Origin of the sequence: Stenotrophomonas sp. GD04145 (assembly GCF_029835135.1) — a bacterium.
GTDB classification, from domain to species: domain Bacteria; phylum Pseudomonadota; class Gammaproteobacteria; order Xanthomonadales; family Xanthomonadaceae; genus Stenotrophomonas; species Stenotrophomonas maltophilia_P.
The window spans coordinates 1-18,747 of sequence record NZ_JAODZG010000011.1 but is presented as its reverse complement, the minus strand read 5'-3'; the positions used below and the strand labels follow the sequence as shown (position 1 = coordinate 18,747).

Sequence of the window (18,747 nt, the reverse complement as noted above, 5' to 3'; positions counted from 1 at the left end):
GGCACCATGATACCGTCCCCCGCCCCTGCCCTGTGCCCGCCCCATGCTCTACCTGTCTTTGGCCGTGATCTGCAGCGTGCTGGTTTCGGTGTTGTTGAAGGTGGCCGGACGCCGCCAACTGGATGTTGCGCAGATGGTCACCTGGAACTATCTGGTGGCTGCGACCCTGACCGCCGTGGTGCTGCAGCCGCCGCTGGATGCGCTGCGCGCGCCGCATGCCCCGTGGCCGTCGTTGCTGGCGCTGGCGGTGGCGCTGCCCTCGATCTTCCTGGTGCTGGGCCGCGCGGTGGCGGTGGCCGGCATCGTCCGCAGCGACGTGGCGCAGCGGCTGTCGCTGCTGTTGTCACTGGCGGCGGCGTTCCTGTTCTTCGGCCAGACCGCCACGCCGTGGAAGCTGGCCGGGCTCGGCCTGGGCCTGCTGGCGATGGTGGCCATCAGCCTGCGCCCGCGCGGTCCGGCGGTGGCGTCCTCGCCGGGTGGCTGGGGCTGGCTGCTGGGCGTGTGGGGCGGCTTCGCGGTGGTGGACGTGCTGCTCAAGCAGGTGGCGCTGTCCGGCACGCCGTCGATGGCGGCGGTGCTGGCCAGCTTCAGCGTGGCCTTCGTACTGATGCTGGCATTGCAGCTGTGGCGGCACTTCAGCGGTCGCAGCCGGCTGGCCTGGCACAACCTCGGCGCGGGTGCGCTGCTGGGCCTGCTCAACGGCGGCAACATCCTGTTCTATGTGCACGCGCACCAGGCGATGCCGGACAGCCCGGCCACGGTGTTCGCCGGCATGAACATCGGCGTGGTGGTACTGGGCGCGCTGGTGGGCGTGTTTGCCTTTGGCGAACCGACCACGAAGTGGAACCGGGCCGGCCTGGCGCTGGCGGTGCTGGCGATCGGATTGATCGCCTGGGGGTGAGTACGGGTTGCGCCGGGCCATCCCCGGCAGATCGTTTCCGCGTCCGCGCAGAGGTGTCACTTTCTTTGCGCGCAAAGAAAGCAACCAAAGAAACGCTCCGCCGACCGCGAGCCGGTGCGGCCCCATGCCCGGCTCCATCCGGGCGGATGCCTCACAGCTGGGTCATTTGTCGAAGCCCAGCAGCAGCGGGTCGTGGTCGGAGCTGCGCCATGGGCCGGGCACATTGCGCCCCTGGTAGCCGCTGGCGTCCTGCTCGTCGGCATTGCTGTGCCATTCGGCGGCGCCCGCCAGGCGGCGGGCCATGGACGGACTCAGCAGGGCGTGGTCGAGGCGGCCGCTGTAGCCGTTGTAGACGTAGCTGTAGGGATGTTCGACCTTGGCCACCTTGAAGGCGTCCTGCCAGCCCAGCGTGTGCAGCGTGCGGATCGGATCCTCCATCGCATAGGCGTTGAAATCGCCCAGCATCACTACATCCTTCACCTTCAGGCGCGCGGCTTCGGCCTGCACCCACTGGTTGAGCTGGCGGGCCGATTCGACGCGCGTCGCATTCCAGCAGCCCTGGCCATCGTTGCGGTCGGCGTCGGCACCGCTGGCGTCGCGGCACCCCTTGGACTTGAAGTGGTTGGCGACCACCATGAACGGTGCGCCCTTGCCCTGGAAAGCCTGTGCCAGCGGTGCGCGGCTGTGCTCGGCAAACGGGCCGTCAAGCTTGGTCAACGGCGGGCCCAATGTCTTGAATGCACCGCGCTTGTAGATGATGCCGACGCGGATGGGATTGGTGCCGGGGCCTTCGCCCGGATCGACCGCCACCCATGCGTCGTCCGGTCCGGCGTGTGGCCGGTCATTGAGCGCGGCCAGCAGCTCGGCAATGGCCGACTGCGGTCCGTAGCCATCGTTCTCCAGCTCCATCAGGGCGGCGATGTGGGTATCGAGCGCATTGATGGTGGCGACCAGCTTGGCCACCTGGGCCTTGTGCTCCTCCAGCGTGCGGGCACCGCGCAGCGTCGGGAAGCCGCCGCCCTGGCCGTCGCCATTGAAGTAGTTTTCCAGGTTGAACGCCGCGATACGCAGGCTGCCAGGCACGTCCGGCACCGCCGGCCGCTGCAGTGCGGGCAGGCTCAGCGTGCCTTCCACCTGCAACTGCGGGCGGCCCTGCGCGTCCACGCGGACGATGCCTTCCACATTGCGCAGCAGCATGCCGGTGCGCAGCACCGGGTTGCCCGGCAGGTAGGCCACGCTGCCCGGATCACGCACGTCGCTGCCATCGTCCAGGACCAGGCGGCGGCGCAGGTTGTCAGCCATCACCTGTTCGATGCCGGCGGTGCCCGGCGCGGCCACTTCGGTCGGCTGCCACAGGCGACCGCCGAAGGCGACCGTCAGCTGGCCGGAGCGTTCCAGAGCGTCGGTGCCGGCCAGGGTCAGCGGCGCAGCGATGCGCACACGCTGGCCGTCCAGCGCGCGCCAGTCGGCCGGCGCGGTGGCCAGTACAACGGTGGAGTTGCGCGGGGTGGACGTCGCCGGGGCCGGCATGGCCTGCGGCTGGGCCTGGGCAAAGGCAGGTGCCGGCAGCAGCAGGGACAGGGCGAGGACAAGGGAACGGCGGCGCATCGACGGGCGACTCCACGGAAGGGAGGCACAGACTAACCCCGAAATACGAACGCCCGACTGCAGCCCGGCGATCGGCCCAGGTGGGCAAAGCCCCCGGGGCCGTCGATGGCGCGATCGCAGCGCCGGGCCCATGCCCGGCAGCCGCCCACGCAGGTGGAGCAGAGGCTGCCGAGGGCAGGCCCGGCGCTGCGGAAAGGTCCTACTTCAGGTTGCCCAGCATCCAGTCCACGGTGGCGTGGATCTGTTCCTCGGTCAGCGCCGGGTTGCCGCCCTTGGGTGGCATGATGCCGCCGTCCGGGCCGGTGTAGCCCTCGATGGCGTGCTTGTAGAGCGTGTCCTTGCCCTGCGTGATGCGCTGGTCCCAGTGCGCGCGGTCCAGGGTCGGCGCCTGGCCCACGCCGGTGGTGTGGCAGGCGGTGCACAGGTTGTCGAAGATGACCTTGCCATCCGTGGTGCCGCCGTACGCCACCTGCGAGGCGGCCTTGGCCAGCGCGGCCGCCTTGGCGGCCGCCTGCGCGGCCGCACCGGTACTGCCGGCGTACACCGCTCCGGTCGGCGCGATGCGCTGTTCGGTGCGTTTGGCCGCAGTGGGCGACACCTCGGGCGGAATCCGGGTGTGCAGGAAGGCGGCAAGGAAGATCAGACCCAGAGTGATGGCCATCAACAGCGCGATCACCATGGAGAAGCGTTTCAGGAACTCCAGATCGTAATTCCGCACTCTTCGTTACCCCTGGCTGGTAGTCGTTGGACCACGGCTGAGCGACTGCGTGATGGGCCGAGTATAGAACGCGCCCTGCGCGCGACAACAGGCTTCGCTGCTGGTGCGTCGCAGCATTGCGGGATCGGCCACATGCGGTAGCGCCGGGCCATGCCCGGCGAGCACGCAGCGCCGCAGAAGCCACCGGGCATGGCCCGGCGCTACCGATTTACCGGTGCGCCGATGGCACGCAGGCAGAAGCTGCAGATGGCGTCGACCAGCGCATCCTCGTCGCGATGCGCTTCACGGCTGGGCGCAGTCGGGCCAACCATCGCTTCGGTGAAGGCGCCGACCAGGCACGCGGCCGCCACATGCGCATCCTGCGCAGGCAGTTCGCCGGCAGCCACGCCTTCCTCCACCAGGCGCAGGAACACATCACCGAAGGCACGGCGGCCGCGCATGCGCTCGGCTTCCACGTCCGGATCGACCGGTTCGACGATGAAGGCGTGGGCCAGCCCCGGACCCGCCAGGGCGCGACGCACGAAGGCGGCGATGGCCAGCCGCAGGCGCTCGCTGGCGGCCTCCGGGCCGCTGGCGATGCGTTCCATGATCGCCACTTCATGGGCCACCGCCGCGTTGAGCACCTCCACGAACAGGTCGGCCTTGGAGGGGAAATGACGGTAGATCAGGCCGGTGGAGACCCCCGCCTGGGTTGCCACGGCGGTCACCGGGGCGTTTCGCCAGCCGCCGGTGGCGACCCGTTCACGGGTTGCCAGCAGGATCCGCTCGCGGGCCCCGGCCAGGCGTTCTTCCATCAGTGCAGAGCGTTTGTAGGCCATGTTTTGATTCTGGTTTCAATTTTTGAATTTGTGTTCACTTCTTTCCCGAACCCCGTTACGCTGGGGCCTCGCCCGTGCCGGCGTGGTCCTGGAAACCATCGCCGGCAAGCCCTGGGTGCGTCCATCCCCCACTTTGCCGCCGTGGAGCCGCTGTAATGCACGTGCCATCCCTGAACTTCGATCTCGGTGAAGAGATCGACCTGCTGCGCCAGAGCGTGGCCCATTTTGCCGCCGCCGAGATCGCGCCGCTGGCGGCCGAGGCCGATGCGACCAACCAGTTCCCGCAGGCACTGTGGCCGAAACTGGGCGAACAGGGCCTGCTCGGCCTTACCGTCGAGGAAGAATACGGCGGTACCGGCATGGGCTACCTGGCCCACGTGGTGGCGATGGAAGAGGTCTCGCGCGCCTCCGGCGGCATCGGCCTGTCCTATGGCGCGCACTCCAACCTGTGCGTGAACCAGCTGCGCAAGAACGGCAGCGAGGCGCAGAAGCAGCGCTTCCTGCCCGACCTGTGCAGCGGCGCCAAGGTGGGCGCACTGGCGATGAGCGAACCCGGCGCCGGTTCGGACGTGGTATCGATGAAGCTGCGCGCCGACAAGCGCGGCGATCGCTATGTCCTCAACGGCAACAAGATGTGGATCACCAATGGCCCGGACGCCGATGTGCTGGTGGTCTATGCCAAAACCGACATGGACGCCGGCGCCAGGGGCATCACCGCCTTCCTGGTTGAAAAGGGCATGCCGGGTTTCTCCACCGCGCAGAAGCTGGACAAGCTGGGCATGCGCTCCTCGCCGACCTGCGAGCTGGTGTTCCAGGACTGCGAGATTCCCGAAGAGAACGTGCTCGGCAGCGTCGGCGGTGGCGTGCGCGTGCTGATGTCCGGCCTGGACTACGAGCGCGTGGTGCTGTCCGGCGGCCCGCTGGGGCTGATGGCTGCGGCCATGGACGTGGTGATGCCGTACGTGCACGAACGCCACCAGTTCGGCGAAGCGATCGGCAGCTTCCAGCTGATCCAGGCCAAGATCGCCGACATGTACGTGGGCCTAGGCGCCTGCCGCGCCTACGTGTACGCCGTGGCACGCGCCTGCGACCAGGGCCGTACCACCCGCCAGGACGCGGCCGGTGCGATCCTGTACGCCGCCGAGAAGGCCACCTGGCTGACCGGGCAGGCGATCCAGATCCTCGGTGGCAACGGCTACATCAACGAGTACCCGACCGGCCGCCTGTGGCGCGACGCCAAGCTGTACGAGATCGGTGCGGGCACGTCGGAGATCCGCCGCATGCTGATCGGCCGTGAATTGTTCCAGCGCACTCTGTAAGGCCACCCCATGACCGTCCTGAACAGCCAGCTGCAACCGGGCAGCGACACGTTTGAAAGCAACCGCGCGGCGATGCAGGCCGTGGTCGACGATCTGCACGCCACCCTCGCCCGCACTGCCCTGGGCGGCAGCGAGGCGGCACGCGCCAAGCACACCGCGCGCGGCAAGCTGCTGGTACGCGACCGCATCGACGCCCTGCTCGATGCCGGCAGTGCCTTCCTGGAAATCGCGCCGCTGGCTGCTCATGGCATGTATGACGACGCTGTGCCGGCAGCCGGCGTGGTCGCCGGCATCGGCCGGGTCAGCGGCGTGGAGTGCGTGATCGTGGCCAACGATGCCACGGTCAAGGGCGGCACCTATTACCCGATGACGGTGAAGAAGCACCTGCGTGCACAGGAGATCGCCGAGCAGAACCACCTGCCGTGCATCTATCTGGTCGACTCCGGTGGCGCCTTCCTGCCGCTGCAGGACGAGGTGTTCCCCGATCGCGACCACTTCGGCCGCATCTTCTACAACCAGGCCAACCTGTCCGCGCAGGGCATTCCGCAGATCGCCTGCGTCATGGGCAGCTGCACCGCCGGTGGCGCCTACGTGCCGGCGATGAGCGATGAAACGGTGATCGTGCGCGAGCAGGGCACCATCTTCCTCGGCGGCCCGCCGCTGGTGAAGGCGGCCACCGGTGAAGTGGTGACGGCCGAGGAACTGGGCGGCGCCGACGTGCACACGCGCATTTCCGGTGTGGCCGACCACATGGCCGACAACGACCTGCAGGCGCTGGCACGGGTCCGCGCGATCATCGCCCAGCTGAACTGGCGCAAGCCGGAACCGGCGATGGCGATGCAGCCGCCGGAGGAACCGTTGCTGCCGGCGCACGAACTGTACGGCGTGATCCCGGCCGATACGCGCAAGCCCTACGACGTGCGCGAGGTGATCGCACGCCTGGTCGATGGCTCGCGCTTCGATGAGTTCAAGCCGCGCTATGGCGCCACCCTGGTCACCGGCTTCGCCCATCTGAACGGCTACCCGATCGGCATCATCGCCAACAACGGCATCCTGTTCTCCGAGTCCGCGCTGAAGGGCGCGCACTTCATCGAGCTGTGCACCCAGCGCGGCATCCCGCTGCTGTTCCTGCAGAACATCACCGGCTTCATGGTCGGGCGCAAGTACGAACAGGGCGGTATCGCCAAGGACGGTGCCAAGCTGGTGATGGCGGTCGCCTGCGCGAAGGTGCCCAAGTTCACCGTGGTGATCGGCGGCTCGTTCGGCGCCGGCAACTACGGCATGTGTGGGCGGGCCTATTCGCCGAATTTCCTGTGGATGTGGCCCAACGCACGCATCGGCGTGATGGGTGGCGAACAGGCCGCCAGCGTGCTGGCCACGGTGCGTCGCGATGGCATCGAAGCCAAGGGCGGGCAATGGCCCGCCGCGGAAGAGGACGCGTTCAAGGCGCCGATCCGCGAGCAGTTCGAGCAGCAGGGCCACCCGTACTACGCCAGCGCGCGCCTGTGGGACGACGGCGTGATCGATCCGGCCGATACCCGCCGGGTGTTGGCCCTGGCGCTGTCGGCCAGCCTCAACGCCGCTCCGCAGCAGACGCGCTTCGGCGTGTTCCGCATGTAACCCGCGCCATGACCGAGCCTGTCGCCATGTTCACCAAAGTCCTGATCGCCAACCGTGGCGAAATCGCCTGCCGCGTCATCGCCACCTGCCGCCGCCTCGGCATCGCCACCGTGGCGGTGTATTCCGATGCGGACCGCAATGCCCGCCACGTGCGCCTGGCCGACGAGGCCATCCACATCGGACCGGCCGCCGCACGCGAGAGCTATCTGCGCGGCGAGGCCCTGCTCGACGCCGCACGCCGGAGCGGCGCGCAGGCGATCCATCCCGGTTACGGCTTCCTGTCCGAGAACGCCGACTTCGCCGATGCCTGTGCCGCCGCCGGCATCACCTTCATCGGACCGCCGGCCAGCGCGATCCGCGCGATGGGTGACAAGAGCGCGGCCAAGGCCTTGATGGCCAAAGCCGGCGTGCCGCTGACGCCGGGTTATCACGGTGACCAGCAGGCGCCGGACTTCCTGCGCGCGCAGGCCGATACGATCGGCTATCCGGTGCTGATCAAGGCGAGCGCCGGCGGTGGCGGCAAGGGCATGCGCAAGGTCGAACGCAGCGAGGACTTCATCGATGCGCTGGCCAGCTGCCAGCGCGAAGCCGCCTCGGCGTTCGGCAACGACCACGTGCTGGTCGAGAAGTATGTCGAGCGCCCGCGCCATATCGAGATCCAGGTGTTCGGCGACAGCCACGGTGATGCGGTCTACCTGTTCGAGCGTGACTGCTCGGTGCAACGCCGGCACCAGAAAGTGCTGGAAGAGGCCCCGGCACCGGGCATGAGTGCCGAGCGCCGCGCCGCGATGGGCCAGGCGGCGGTCGACGCTGCACGCGCCGTGGGCTACGTCGGCGCGGGCACGGTGGAGTTCATCGCCGGCCCGGACGGTGATTTCTACTTCATGGAAATGAACACCCGCCTGCAGGTCGAGCACCCGGTCACCGAGTTCATCACCGGTACCGACCTGGTGGAATGGCAGCTGCGCGTGGCCTGCGGCCAGCCACTGCCGCTGCGCCAGGACCAGCTGGCCATCCACGGCCACGCGATCGAAGCACGGCTGTACGCCGAAGATGCCGACCGCGGCTTCCTGCCGTCCACCGGTACCCTGCGCCGCCTGCGCCTGCCGGCTGCTTCGGCCAACGTGCGCGTGGATACCGGCGTGGAGGAAGGCGACGCCATCACGCCGTATTACGACCCGATGATCGCCAAGCTGATCGTCTGGGATGTGGACCGCGACAGCGCATTGCGGCGCATGAGCCAGGCGCTGGCTGACTGCCAGGTGGTGGGCGTGACCACCAATGCCGGTTTCCTGCGCCGGCTGGTCCACACCGATTCATTCGCGCACGCCCGGCTGGATACCGCACTGATCGAACGCGAGCAGGCCGCCCTGAGTGCCGTCGGTGACAGCGACGATGCACTGTGGCAGCTGGCCGCGGTCGCCGCGGTTGCCAGCACGGCCGACGCCGGCAGCGACCCGCGCGATCCCCATTCGCCCTGGCGCGCACAGGATGGCTGGCGCCTGGGTGCGCCAGCGCCCCGCGTGCTGCCGCTGCAGCAGGGAGAGCGCCGGCACGTGCTGAAGGTGTGGGCACAGGCCGATGGCTGGCGTGTGCAATGTGATGATGCGGCCCCGCAGTCGGTGCTCGGTCGCCTCGACAGCCAGCACCTGACGGTGCAGCTGGACGGCCGTCGCTGGTCACTGCAGCTGCTGCGCGAGGGTGACCAGCTGTATCTGTTCGGCGCCGATGGCCAGCACCGCTTCACCCTGCACGACCCGGTCGGCGAGTCGGAGCATGCGGTGGCCGATGCAGGCAGCCTGCTGGCGCCGATGCCCGGCAGGATCGTGGCCACGCTGGTCGAGGCCGGTGCCCAGGTCAAGCGCGGCACGCCGCTGGTGGTACTCGAGGCGATGAAGATGGAGCACACCCTGCAGGCACCGGCCGACGGCACAGTGAAGGGTTACCGGGCGAAGGCCGGCGACCAGGTCGGCGACGGCGCGGTCCTGGTCGACTTCGAAGCGGCCTGAGCCACGCTACGGCGTGATCCTGGCGGGCCAGACACGGCCCGCCGGGTCCATCTCCGAGGTCTGCATCGTTGCCGCGCGCCAGCCGAAGCCGCATACCGCCAGCGCGCCTTCCGCCATCGGCTGCAGGGCAAGCGCGCGCGCGGCCTCGGCCTCGTTGATGGCCGCCGTGACGAACGCGCCCAGGCCCTGTGCGGTGGCCGCGCTGTAGAACGCCTGCGAGATGTGCCCGGCGTCGAGCATGACCGCACGGTAGGCCTTGGCGTGGTTGCGGTACTTCCAGAAGGTGCGCTCGAAGCGGCACACCAGTACCAGCAGCACGTGGGCATCGGCGAACCAGTGCTGGCCCGCCAGCAGGCGCAGGCGGAACCCTGCGGGATCGTCGGGCTGCACCGGCAGCGGGGCCAGTTCATGCGCGACTGCGTGGTAATGGTAGAGCCCCGGCGCCAGGCCCTGCACGTCGCGCACCATCAGATAGGCTTCCAGCGGATGCAGGCTGCCGGCCGAGGGCACGTTCTTCTTCAGGAACCGCACGTCCGGATCGGTTTCCACCTGTGCCTGCGCCATCAGCACCTGCTGCAGCAGCCGTGCCAGCAACGGCAGCGGCAGCGCGCGGGTCGCATCGAAATTCCGGCAGGTGGCACGCGCCTGCAGCAGTTCCTGCATCGGATCATCATCGCAGCGGGGCAGCGCAAGCGCGCCGGGCTGGCGTGGCGGCGCCTCCGGCGGCGGATTGCCGAAGCTGCGGACCAGGTCGCGCGCGGTCACCAGCTGCTGACGCTGCATGTCCGCGCTGCTGTCCACGCCATCCCAGCAGGATTGCTGGTAGTGCAGCGCCGACAGCGGCCACCAGTGGCTGTCGCGCACGCGCTGCTCGGCCGCACAGGCCTCGGCATGGGCCGGATCGTCGCTCACCAGGAGTCCCTGCTGCAGCAGCGCCAGTACGCGGCGGCGGCAGGCCGCATCCTCCGGCATCGGCTGCCAATGCTCGGCGCTGCAGGCCAACAGCCAGGCGCAGCTGTCGGCATCGATCTCGCATGCCGAAGGCAGGTGGGCGGTACGCACCTGCAGCCGCTGCTCGAAGGTCACCCCGGTGCCGCCGGCCATCAGGTCGGCCAATGCAAAGGCCGGGCGTTCGACCGGCTCGACGAACAGTGTCCGGCAACGGCGGAATCTCATCGGCGTGCAATCGAAAGGCCTGCGGGGGCGCCGATCATAGCGCGATGCACGTGCCTGCCATCAACTTCGCACGATCGCCGCCGATACTTCCATTTTCCCAGCCCGTCGGTTGCACGCCATGTCTTCTTCACCGCTTCCCACCCACGTCGTCCAGCAGCTGCTGGAACGCCTGTCCAGCGACGATGACTTCCGCAAGGCTTTCGCCGCTGATCCGGGCCAGGCACTGCTCGATCTGGGCGCCGATGAAGACTGCGTGCGCGCCTGCCATACGCCGCTGGCCACGCTGGGCAGCAAGGCCGAGTTCGCCAAGGCCGCTCCGCGCCTGCGGGAGCTGCTGGACGCGCGTGCCTCGTTCACCGTGCCGTTCCTGTTCGAGGATGGCCTGCCCGGCCTGGATCGATAGACCGGCCTCAGGGCGCGGCCACCGTGCCCTTGTCAGGCATCACTGCGGCGGCGCGGCCTGCCGCCAGCCGCTGCACATCCATCGCGTTCAGTGGCAACAGAGCGTAGTCACCGGTGTCTTCAGCAAATGCCAGGCCGGCGTGGCGCTGCAGCCACGCCGCCTGCCGTGCGACCGCGGCCTGGTCGCCGCGCGCGGTCACCAGATCCAGCTGCAGCACCCGCCACTGGAACAGGTTCGCCGACGGCTGCTGCGCCAGCAGGTCCTGCGCCTGGTCCAGGTCACCCTGGTCGAAGGCCATGCGGGCACGCAGCAGGTTCCAGAGCTCGCGCAGACGCGGATCCGCGTCGCGCTCGGGCAGGGCCTGCAGCGGGTCCCTGCGCTGCATCACCACCGAGGCGTGGCCTGCGCGCGCGGCATGATAGGCCGCCGCCAGGGCGATGAATGCATTGCGGCGCGCTGGCGCAGGATGGCGACGGTCGACCGCGGCCAGCGCCCGGTCCAGCACACGCAGGTATTCCTGCGCCGTCACGTGGTCGCCTTCCTGTTCGCGCCAGGCCAGTGCCTGCAGCGCGTAGATGTCGCACAGCCCACCGACCGTCGTGCACTGGGCAGCCACCTGCCGCATGTCGGTGGCTGCCTCGTGCGCGCGCTCCTGCATGGCCAGCACCGCCGCGCGCAGCATGCGCGTCCCCGGCCCCGATACGAGCATCGCCGCAAAGCCGGCATTGGCGGCCTCGAAATCACCAGCCAGCGCGGCGATCACCGGCTCCATGCCATCGCCATTCCAGCCCGGATGAAGGCGTGCGCCACGCAGCGCCGCTTCGGCTGCGGCGACTTCGCCACGGGCCAGCTGCACCCGCGCCACGAACACCAGCACCAGTGCACGCCGTGAATGCTGGCGGGCCAGCAGCGGCTGCGTTGCGGCCAGGGCGCCGTCATAGTCGCCCTGGGTGTACAGGATCTTGGCGTAGTTCATCCAACCGGCCGGGTCGTCCGGGTACAGCTCGGTCAGCAGGCGCCACTTGTCGGCGATGCGCATGGGCGGTGCACCTGCGAAATCCGCTGCCCACGCGTCCAGGTACAGCTGGTCGCGTGCCGTCAGATGGGCACGCTGGCTGACCGCCTTTCGGTACAGCACGGCGGCCTGCTCCAGGTTGCCCTTGGCGTGCTGGATGGTCATCTGCCCCACATAGGCAAAGGCGAATGCGGGATCGAGCCGGGTGGCCTGCTCGTAGAACATCAGTGCGTCGTCGTAGCGGGCGGCCGCCGTGGCATCGACGCCCTTGGCGTAGGCATGCAGGGCATCGAGATTGGCCGTCGCCACGGTGGGCAGTGGTCGCTGATCGCGACCGACATCACGCAACGCTTCGCCCAGGTCGGCGCGCAGCGCTGCCACCACGTGGTCGGTGGAGGTCAGGATCGATTCCAGGCCTCGACCATCGGCGTAGCGCGTATAGACGGTCTGGCCGCTGTGCGGATCGACCACTTCGACACTGACCCGCACCTTGCCGTTGAGCTCGAGCACGCTCGGTACCAGCACCGCGCGTGCGCCGTCGCGCAGGGCCACCTCGATGGCCAGGCCTCGGTCGAGCCGTGCCTGTGGCGAGCGCTGCATCAGCTGCAGGGTGTCGCGCACCTTCAACTCGCTGAGGATGTTGACGAAGCGTGACTGACCCAGGCTGATGTACAGCGCCTGCTCCAGGCTGCTGTCCAGCTGCGGATAGGCGGTGGTGTTCTGCACCGCGGCCAGGATCACCCAGTCCCGTTCGGCGAAGGCGATGGCCGGCGCCGGGCGCAGCAGCATCCACAGCAGCACGCCCAGCGTCACCGCCAGCGCGGCCTCGGTGACCACAGCCGCGGGACGCCGCCACAAGGGTAGATCGCGCCATGCCTTCTCGCCCGAACGCGGTCGACGCAGCGGCGCACTGCCACGCAGGCCGATCTCGAACACATCCTGGCGCTCGGTGATGCCCTTGAAGCGCCAGCGCCCATGGTGCTTCCAGCGCAGCGCCTCGCTGGCCCAGGGCAGCGTGGAGGTAGCGCGCCGTGCCATCTGCTCGGCGGTGGCCGACAGCAACACCTGGCCCGGCCAGGCCAGCTGCATCAGCCGCGCCGCCATCGGCTTGGCCAGGCCCTCCACCTCCACCGGCTTGGCGCCATGGGCCATTGCTTCGGCACTGTTGTTCCACAACAGCACGTCACCGACATGCAGGCCCGCACGCGCGCGCAGCACGATGCCGCGCTCACGCCCCAGCGCCTCCACCGCAGTCTGGTAGGCCAGGGCAAAACCGACGCCATCGATGGTGCGCTCGAACAGTACGAACAGGCCGTCGGAACGGTCGATCAGCTGCCCGTTCCAGCGCTGCTGCAGACCCAGCACCAGACGGTCATGCTGCTGGAACAGCTCGGCCGCCGCCACATCACCGATCCGCTCAACCAGCTGCAGCGAATCGCACAGGTCGGTGAACAGCAGCGCGCGCAGCTGCTGGTTGTGTGGCGCCGACGTTCCTTTGTCGCCCTTCATCACCGGTGTCTCCGCTCTAGTGCCCGTCCGGCGCGTCCACCCAGCGCAGGCAGTTGCCGCCATCGCGCTTGGCCTGGTACAGCGCGCGGTCCGCACGCGCATACCACTCGCTCCAGTCCGCATCCGGCGCCAGCAGGCTGGCGCCGATGCTCACCAGGCTCACATGGGGCGTGCCATGGCTGCGTTCGAGTAGACCATGCACCGCGCTGAGGATGAACTCGGCGGCATGCTGCACGATTTCGTGGGTGCCGCGCCGCAGGATGAGGCAGAACTCATCGCCGCCCAGGCGGCAGGCCAGGTCGTGTTCGCCGGCCATCGAGCGCAGGATGTTGCCCATGCTCTGCAGCACCCGGTCGCCGGCCTGGTGACCGTGCCGGTCGTTGATCTGCTTGAAGCGATCACAATCGATCAGCAGCAGGCCCTGCGGTGCGCCCTGCCCATCGGCCCGGCACTCCTGCAGGTACAGGGTCAGCCCGCGGCGGTTGTGCAGCCCGGTCAGTTCGTCGGTACGCACCAGCTCACGGGTGTGCGTGAGCTGGTGGGTGGTGATGTACAGATTGTCGAGCGCCGTTTCCAGATCGTGGTTGCGGCGCCGCAGCTGGCTGATCAGGGCCTGCTCGTTGGTCAGCACGCGCATGATCGTACGGCGCAGGAAGTAGGCCACCAGCCCTGGATCGGCATCGACCAGACGCTGGAAATCGGCCGGCCCCAGTTCCAGCACCTGGCAATCGACCAGCGCACGTGCACCGGCACTGCGCAGGTGATCGCCGACCAGCAGGCCCAGCTCGCCGAAGAACTCCTGGTGGCCGAGGACCTTGATCACCAGATCCTCGCCGAAATCCAGTTCGATCCGGCCTTCCAGGATCACGTACATGCGCTCGCCACGATGGCCGCGCTGGAACAGCCACTGCCCGGCTTCGAGCCGGCGCGGCCGGCCGAATCTGGCGAACAATGCGACCTCGGCATCGGACAGCAGCGCATGCACGATCTCGGCCATGGCCACATGGGCGATACCGGTCGTTGCATCAGTGTTCTCGGCCGCACCCCTGCCGGTCATTCCCTGCACCCGCCGCCAGCGTCCCCTGGTGAGCCGCGGAGCATAGCACCGCTTTAAAGTGTGCGCCCTATCTCATTTTTACGAATCGACAGCCGGTAGGTGCGTGGAGACCGGGGGCTGCACCTTGGGAGCACGACTGTCCGTAAAAATTCCTGCCGGATCAAGCTGATGCCCGTCTTCACAGGGTTTGGGCCAAGTTGCGTGGCGAGGCGTGCGCCCGATTGACGCGGATGCCATGCGGGACCGGGCCGAGGGGATACAACAACGCCGGCAGGTCCCCCGACCGGCCGGCGTTGTCTGGCCCTTCCCTGGCCACCCTGAGCGGTGTCGGCAGCCGATCGCACGGCCACCGTTGGATCAGGCCGCGCGTTCGCTGTGGAACTGCTCTTCTTCGGTCGAACCGGTCAGCGCGGTGGTGGAGGACTGTCCCTGCTGGATCGCCTGGGTGACCGCGTCGAAGTAACCGGTGCCGACCTCGCGCTGGTGCTTGACCGCGGTGAAGCCGCGCTCGGCCGCTTCGAACTCCGCCTCCTGCAGCTCGACGAAGGCGCTCATCTGCCGGCGCGCGTAACCGTGGGCCAGGTTGAACATGCCGTAGTTCAGCGCGTGGAAGCCGGCCAGGGTGATGAACTGGAACTTGTAGCCATAGCTGCCCAGCTCCTTCTGGAACTTGGCGATGGTGGCGTCGTCCAGGTTCTTCTTCCAGTTGAAGCTCGGCGAGCAGTTGTAGGCCAGCAGCTTGCCGGGGAACTTCGCATGGATGGCTTCGGCGAACCTGCGCGCGAACTCCAGGTCCGGCTTGCCGGTCTCGCACCACACCAGATCGGCATACGGTGCATAGGCCAGGCCGCGGCTGATGGCCTGTTCCAGGCCGTTGCGGGTCTTGTAGAAGCCTTCGACGGTGCGCTCGCCGGTGGTGAACGGCTTATCGTTGCCGTCGATGTCACTGGTCAGCAGGTCGGCCGCTTCGGCGTCGGTGCGCGCCACCAGCAGGGTCGGCACACCCAGCACATCGGCCGCCAGCCGTGCCGCGTTGAGCTTCTCGATAGCCTCGCGGGTCGGCACCAGCACCTTGCCGCCCATGTGGCCGCACTTCTTCACCGATGCCAGCTGGTCCTCGAAATGCACGCCCGCGGCGCCGGCTTCGATCATCGCCTTCATCAGTTCGAACGCGTTGAGCACGCCACCGAAGCCGGCCTCGGCATCGGCTACGATCGGCTGCAGGAAATCGATGTCGTCCTTGCCTTCAGCGTGATGCAGCTGGTCGGCGCGCAGCAGCGTGTTGTTGATGCGCTTGACCACCGCCGGCACCGAATCGGCCGGATACAGCGACTGGTCCGGATACATCTGCCCGGCCAGGTTGGCATCGGCCGCCACCTGCCAGCCGGACAGGTAGATCGCCTTCAGGCCGGCCTTGACCTGCTGCATGGCCTGGTTGCCGGTCAGTGCGCCCAGCGCGTTGACGAACTCGCGCTCGTGCAGCGATTTCCACAGCTTCTCCGCGCCCAGCCGGGCCAGCGAATGCTCGATATGGACAGTGCCGCGCAGGCGCACCACGTCGGCGGCGCTGTAGTTGCGCTGGATGCCTTCCCAGCGCGGGTTGGTATCCCAGTCGTGCTGGATCTGTTCGGCAGTGGGCAGGGTGCTCATGTCTTTCTCCAGTTCAGTGGTGCGTGCAGCGGGAAGGGAAGCGGCGTGGAAACGGGCGCGGGGATCAGTCGATGCGCGCGTAGGCCGGCAGGGTCAGGAAGTCGGTCAGTTCATCGTTGCGGCTCAGTTCGCCAAGCAGGGCGATGGCTTCGCCGATGCGCGCGCCGCCGGGCAGCGCGGTGGTATCACCCAGGCGTGCGGGCAGCTGCGCCAGGGTGGTGTCGAGCAGTGCCAGGTCGATGGCAGTGCCGTCGTCCAGCTGCTGGCCCGGGGTATGCAGCCACTGCCACAACTGGCTGCGGCTGATCTCGGCGGTGGCCGCGTCTTCCATCAGGTGATGGATGGGCACGCAGCCGTTGCCGTCCAGCCACGCGGCCAGGTAGCGCACGCAGACTTCGACATTGCCCTCGAAGCCGGCGCGGGTGATGGTGCCCGGCGGACGCGCGATCAGTTCGTCGCGGCCCACGCGCACGTCCTGACGCAGGACGTGGTGCTGGTTGGGCGCAGGCATGTGCTCGTCGAAGATCGCCATCGCCACCGGAATCAGCGCCGGATGCGCGACCCAGGTGCCGTCATGGCCTGCACTCACCTCGCGCAGCTTGTCGGCACGCACACGCGCCATCGCCTGCTCGTTGGCAGCGGCGTCGTTGTTGATCGGAATCTGCGCCGCCATGCCGCCCATCGCATGTGCCCCCCGGCGGTGGCACGTCTGGATCAGCAGTTCCGAATACGCCTTCAGGAACGGCTGGGTCATGGTCACCTGGCCGCGCTCGGGCAGCACGCGGTCGGCGTGGCGGCGGAAGGTCTTCAGGTAAGAGAAGATGTAGTCCCAGCGCCCGCAGTTCAGGCCGACGATGCGGTCGCGCAGCGCGTGCAGGATCTCGTCCATCTCGAACACCGCCGGCAGCGTTTCGATCAGCACGGTCACCTTGATCTGCCCGTGCGGCAGGCCCAGCATGCCTTCGATGTGCGACAGCGCGGTCTCCCACAGGGCCGCCTCTTCCATGCTCTGCAGCTTGGGCAGGTAGAAGTACGGGCCACGATCCTTGCGCTGCAGCGTGCGGGCGTTGTGGAAGGCGAACACCGCCGCGTCGAACAGGCCACCGGCCAGGAACTGGCCATCGATGCGGACGTGCTTCTCGTCCAGATGCCAGCCACGCGGGCGCACGATCAGCACGGCCTGCTCGTCGTACGGGCGCAGGGTGTAGTGCTTGCCATTGGCCGCGGTGTACTCCAGGTCACCACGCACCGCAGCGGCCAGCGACTGCTGCCCGGCCAGCAGGTTGCGCCAGGTCGGCGAGGTCGAATCCTCGAAGTCGGCCATGAACACCTTGGCGCCGGAGTTCAGCGCGTTGATGACCATCTTCGGATCGGTCGGGCCGGTGATCTCGACGCGGCGGTCCTGCAGCGCGGCCGGCAGCGGTGCGACGGTCCAGTCGCCGCTGCGGATCGCGGCGGTGTCCTCACGGAAGTCCGGCAGGCCGCCGCGGTCGAAGAACGCCTGGCGCTCACGGCGAGCCTGCAGCCGCGCCTGCCGACCCGGCTCCACCGCCCGGTGCAGCGACACCAGCAGGGCCAGCAGCGGCGCCGGCAGCAGGGTGTCCTGGCCGGCCACCCGGGTCGCCAGGGCGATGCCGGGCGTGGCCTTGGCGGCGGGGGAGGGAACAGCGGAAGCGACGGCGGACATGGGACGACTCCAGCAGTGGGGAACGTCTCCACCGTGCCGCTGGCGCTCAGTATTTGGCAAAACAGTTTTTGCAATGCTTTACATAAATTGTGCTAATACTCGTTACGCCATGACCACGCGCAGCTCGCCAAGTCCTCGTTTTTCCTACAAATCCGACCGCCTGAAGCCCTTGCGTGCGTTCTGCCAGACCGTGCGTCTGGGTTCAGTCTCACGGGCGGCTGAGGCGCTTTTCGTCAGCCAGCCGGCCATCAGCCTGCAATTGCAGGCGCTGGAGCGGGAGCTGGGCGTGCCGCTGTTCGAGCGCAGCGGGCGCCGCCTGGTGCCCAGCCGCGAGGGCCAGCTGCTGTATGAAATGGCGCAACCGCTGGTGGAGAGCCTGGACGGGCTGGAGGCACGCTTCCGCGACAAGGTGCGCGGGCTGGATGCGGGCGAACTGAACATCGCGGCCAACAGTTCGACCATCCTGTACCTGCTGCCGAAGATCGTCGAGCGCTTCCGCATGCATCACCCGGACGTGCGCCTGACCCTGCACAACGCGATCAGCGCGGACGGCACCGACCTGCTGCGCGAGGACGCCGCTGACCTGGCCATCGGCTCGATGACCGACGTGCCTGCCGACCTCAGCTACGCCCCGGCCTATCGTTTCGAGCAGGTGCTGATCGCGCCGCATGACCATCCGCTGGCCCGGGGCGCGGAGCTGGAGCTGGCCGACATCGCCCGCTATCCGCTGGTGCTGCCGCCGAAGCGGCAGATCACCTACCGTCTGGTCGACCAGGTGTTCCAGCGCCATCGCATCGCGTACACCGTCGCCCTTGAGGTAGGCGGCTGGGAAGTAATCAAGCAGTACGTGGCGATGGGCATGGGTATTTCCATCGTGCCGGCGCTGTGCCTGAACGAGACCGACCACGAGCGGCTGGCGGCGCGGTCGATGAAGCGCTGGTTCCCGGAGCGCAGCTATGGCGTGATCGTGCGCCGCGGCAAGGCGCTGTCGGCGCAGGCGCGGGCGTTCATCGAGCTGATCCAGCCGGAACTGTTCAGCCCGCGCGATTACGACCAGAGCGGGCACTCCGAGCGGTGAGGGGGTTCTGGTTTGCAGGGCTGCCGCCCTGCACCTGCCGAAGCCTCAAGCCGAAGCAACGGCAACAGCTGGCTATGTGTGGGACGGCGGGATGGGTCCGGTTGCGGGGGGCGCCGTAAACCCGTCCATGGGGGCTTGGTCGCGGCATCCATGCCGCTCACACCCCCGCAACCGGACCC

The 18,747-nt window shown here is 68.3% G+C and carries 14 protein-coding genes; 6 read left to right on the top strand and 8 right to left on the bottom strand.

What is annotated here, in order from left to right; all coding sequences use genetic code 11:
- The first annotated feature begins 43 nt into the window (after nt 1-43).
- Nucleotides 44-901, top strand: a complete 858-nt coding sequence (locus N7367_RS08200; RefSeq protein ID WP_253119925.1) for an EamA/RhaT family transporter — start codon at nt 44-46, stop codon at nt 899-901.
- A 162-nt stretch (nt 902-1,063) separates the two neighbouring features.
- Here the strand turns inward: N7367_RS08200 and N7367_RS08195 are convergent, their stop codons facing one another.
- The 3 genes from N7367_RS08195 to N7367_RS08185 all read right to left on the bottom strand — a co-directional run bounded on the left by N7367_RS08195 (nt 1,064) and on the right by N7367_RS08185 (nt 4,045).
- Nucleotides 1,064-2,509, bottom strand: coding sequence for an ExeM/NucH family extracellular endonuclease (locus N7367_RS08195; protein WP_111186531.1), 1,446 nt, complete (start codon nt 2,507-2,509; stop codon nt 1,064-1,066).
- Between the two features lie 199 nt (nt 2,510-2,708).
- Nucleotides 2,709-3,227: a c-type cytochrome gene (locus N7367_RS08190; protein ID WP_053518595.1), complete on the bottom strand. Its 519-nt coding sequence runs from the start codon at nt 3,225-3,227 to the stop codon at nt 2,709-2,711.
- Nucleotides 3,228-3,427: 200 nt separating this feature from the next.
- Nucleotides 3,428-4,045, bottom strand: coding sequence for a TetR/AcrR family transcriptional regulator (locus N7367_RS08185; protein ID WP_053518597.1), 618 nt, complete (start codon nt 4,043-4,045; stop codon nt 3,428-3,430).
- A 155-nt stretch (nt 4,046-4,200) separates the two neighbouring features.
- Here N7367_RS08185 and N7367_RS08180 point away from each other — a divergent pair, with 155 nt between their 5' ends.
- The 3 genes from N7367_RS08180 to N7367_RS08170 are packed head-to-tail and all read left to right on the top strand — an operon-like array spanning nt 4,201 to nt 8,993.
- The gene (locus N7367_RS08180; RefSeq protein ID WP_053518598.1) at nt 4,201-5,364 is read left to right on the top strand and encodes an isovaleryl-CoA dehydrogenase; all 1,164 of its coding nucleotides are present in this window, start codon (nt 4,201-4,203) and stop codon (nt 5,362-5,364) included.
- A gap of 9 nt (nt 5,365-5,373) precedes the next feature.
- Nucleotides 5,374-6,984 (top strand): carboxyl transferase domain-containing protein, encoded by a 1,611-nt coding sequence (locus tag N7367_RS08175; protein ID WP_065174183.1) that lies wholly within the window; start codon nt 5,374-5,376, stop codon nt 6,982-6,984.
- A 26-nt stretch (nt 6,985-7,010) separates the two neighbouring features.
- The gene (locus N7367_RS08170) at nt 7,011-8,993 is read left to right on the top strand and encodes an acetyl/propionyl/methylcrotonyl-CoA carboxylase subunit alpha (RefSeq protein ID WP_279942163.1); all 1,983 of its coding nucleotides are present in this window, start codon (nt 7,011-7,013) and stop codon (nt 8,991-8,993) included.
- Nucleotides 8,994-8,999: 6 nt separating this feature from the next.
- Here the strand turns inward: N7367_RS08170 and N7367_RS08165 are convergent, their stop codons facing one another.
- Nucleotides 9,000-10,169 carry a putative peptide maturation dehydrogenase gene (locus tag N7367_RS08165; RefSeq protein ID WP_053518602.1) on the bottom strand — a complete coding sequence of 390 codons (1,170 nt, stop codon included), beginning with the start codon at nt 10,167-10,169 and terminating at the stop codon, nt 9,000-9,002.
- A 118-nt stretch (nt 10,170-10,287) separates the two neighbouring features.
- Between N7367_RS08165 and N7367_RS08160 the strand changes: the two genes are divergently transcribed.
- Nucleotides 10,288-10,572, top strand: coding sequence for an NHLP-related RiPP peptide (locus N7367_RS08160; protein WP_053518604.1), 285 nt, complete (start codon nt 10,288-10,290; stop codon nt 10,570-10,572).
- A 7-nt stretch (nt 10,573-10,579) separates the two neighbouring features.
- Here N7367_RS08160 and N7367_RS08155 read toward each other — a convergent pair whose 3' ends face one another.
- The 4 genes from N7367_RS08155 to aceB all read right to left on the bottom strand — a co-directional run bounded on the left by N7367_RS08155 (nt 10,580) and on the right by aceB (nt 17,490).
- Nucleotides 10,580-13,096 carry a putative peptide modification system cyclase gene (locus N7367_RS08155; RefSeq protein ID WP_279942162.1) on the bottom strand — a complete coding sequence of 839 codons (2,517 nt, stop codon included), beginning with the start codon at nt 13,094-13,096 and terminating at the stop codon, nt 10,580-10,582.
- 16 nt (nt 13,097-13,112) lie between these two features.
- Nucleotides 13,113-14,153 (bottom strand): GGDEF domain-containing protein, encoded by a 1,041-nt coding sequence (locus tag N7367_RS08150; RefSeq protein WP_053518607.1) that lies wholly within the window; start codon nt 14,151-14,153, stop codon nt 13,113-13,115.
- Nucleotides 14,154-14,510: 357 nt separating this feature from the next.
- Complete coding sequence (aceA, locus tag N7367_RS08145) at nt 14,511-15,803, bottom strand: isocitrate lyase (RefSeq protein WP_053518608.1); 1,293 nt, start codon at nt 15,801-15,803, stop codon at nt 14,511-14,513.
- Nucleotides 15,804-15,867: 64 nt separating this feature from the next.
- Nucleotides 15,868-17,490, bottom strand: a complete 1,623-nt coding sequence (gene aceB / locus N7367_RS08140; RefSeq protein WP_053518609.1) for a malate synthase A — start codon at nt 17,488-17,490, stop codon at nt 15,868-15,870.
- A 109-nt stretch (nt 17,491-17,599) separates the two neighbouring features.
- Between aceB and N7367_RS08135 the strand changes: the two genes are divergently transcribed.
- Nucleotides 17,600-18,568 (top strand): LysR family transcriptional regulator, encoded by a 969-nt coding sequence (locus N7367_RS08135; protein WP_053518611.1) that lies wholly within the window; start codon nt 17,600-17,602, stop codon nt 18,566-18,568.
- Nucleotides 18,569-18,747 lie beyond the last annotated feature (179 nt).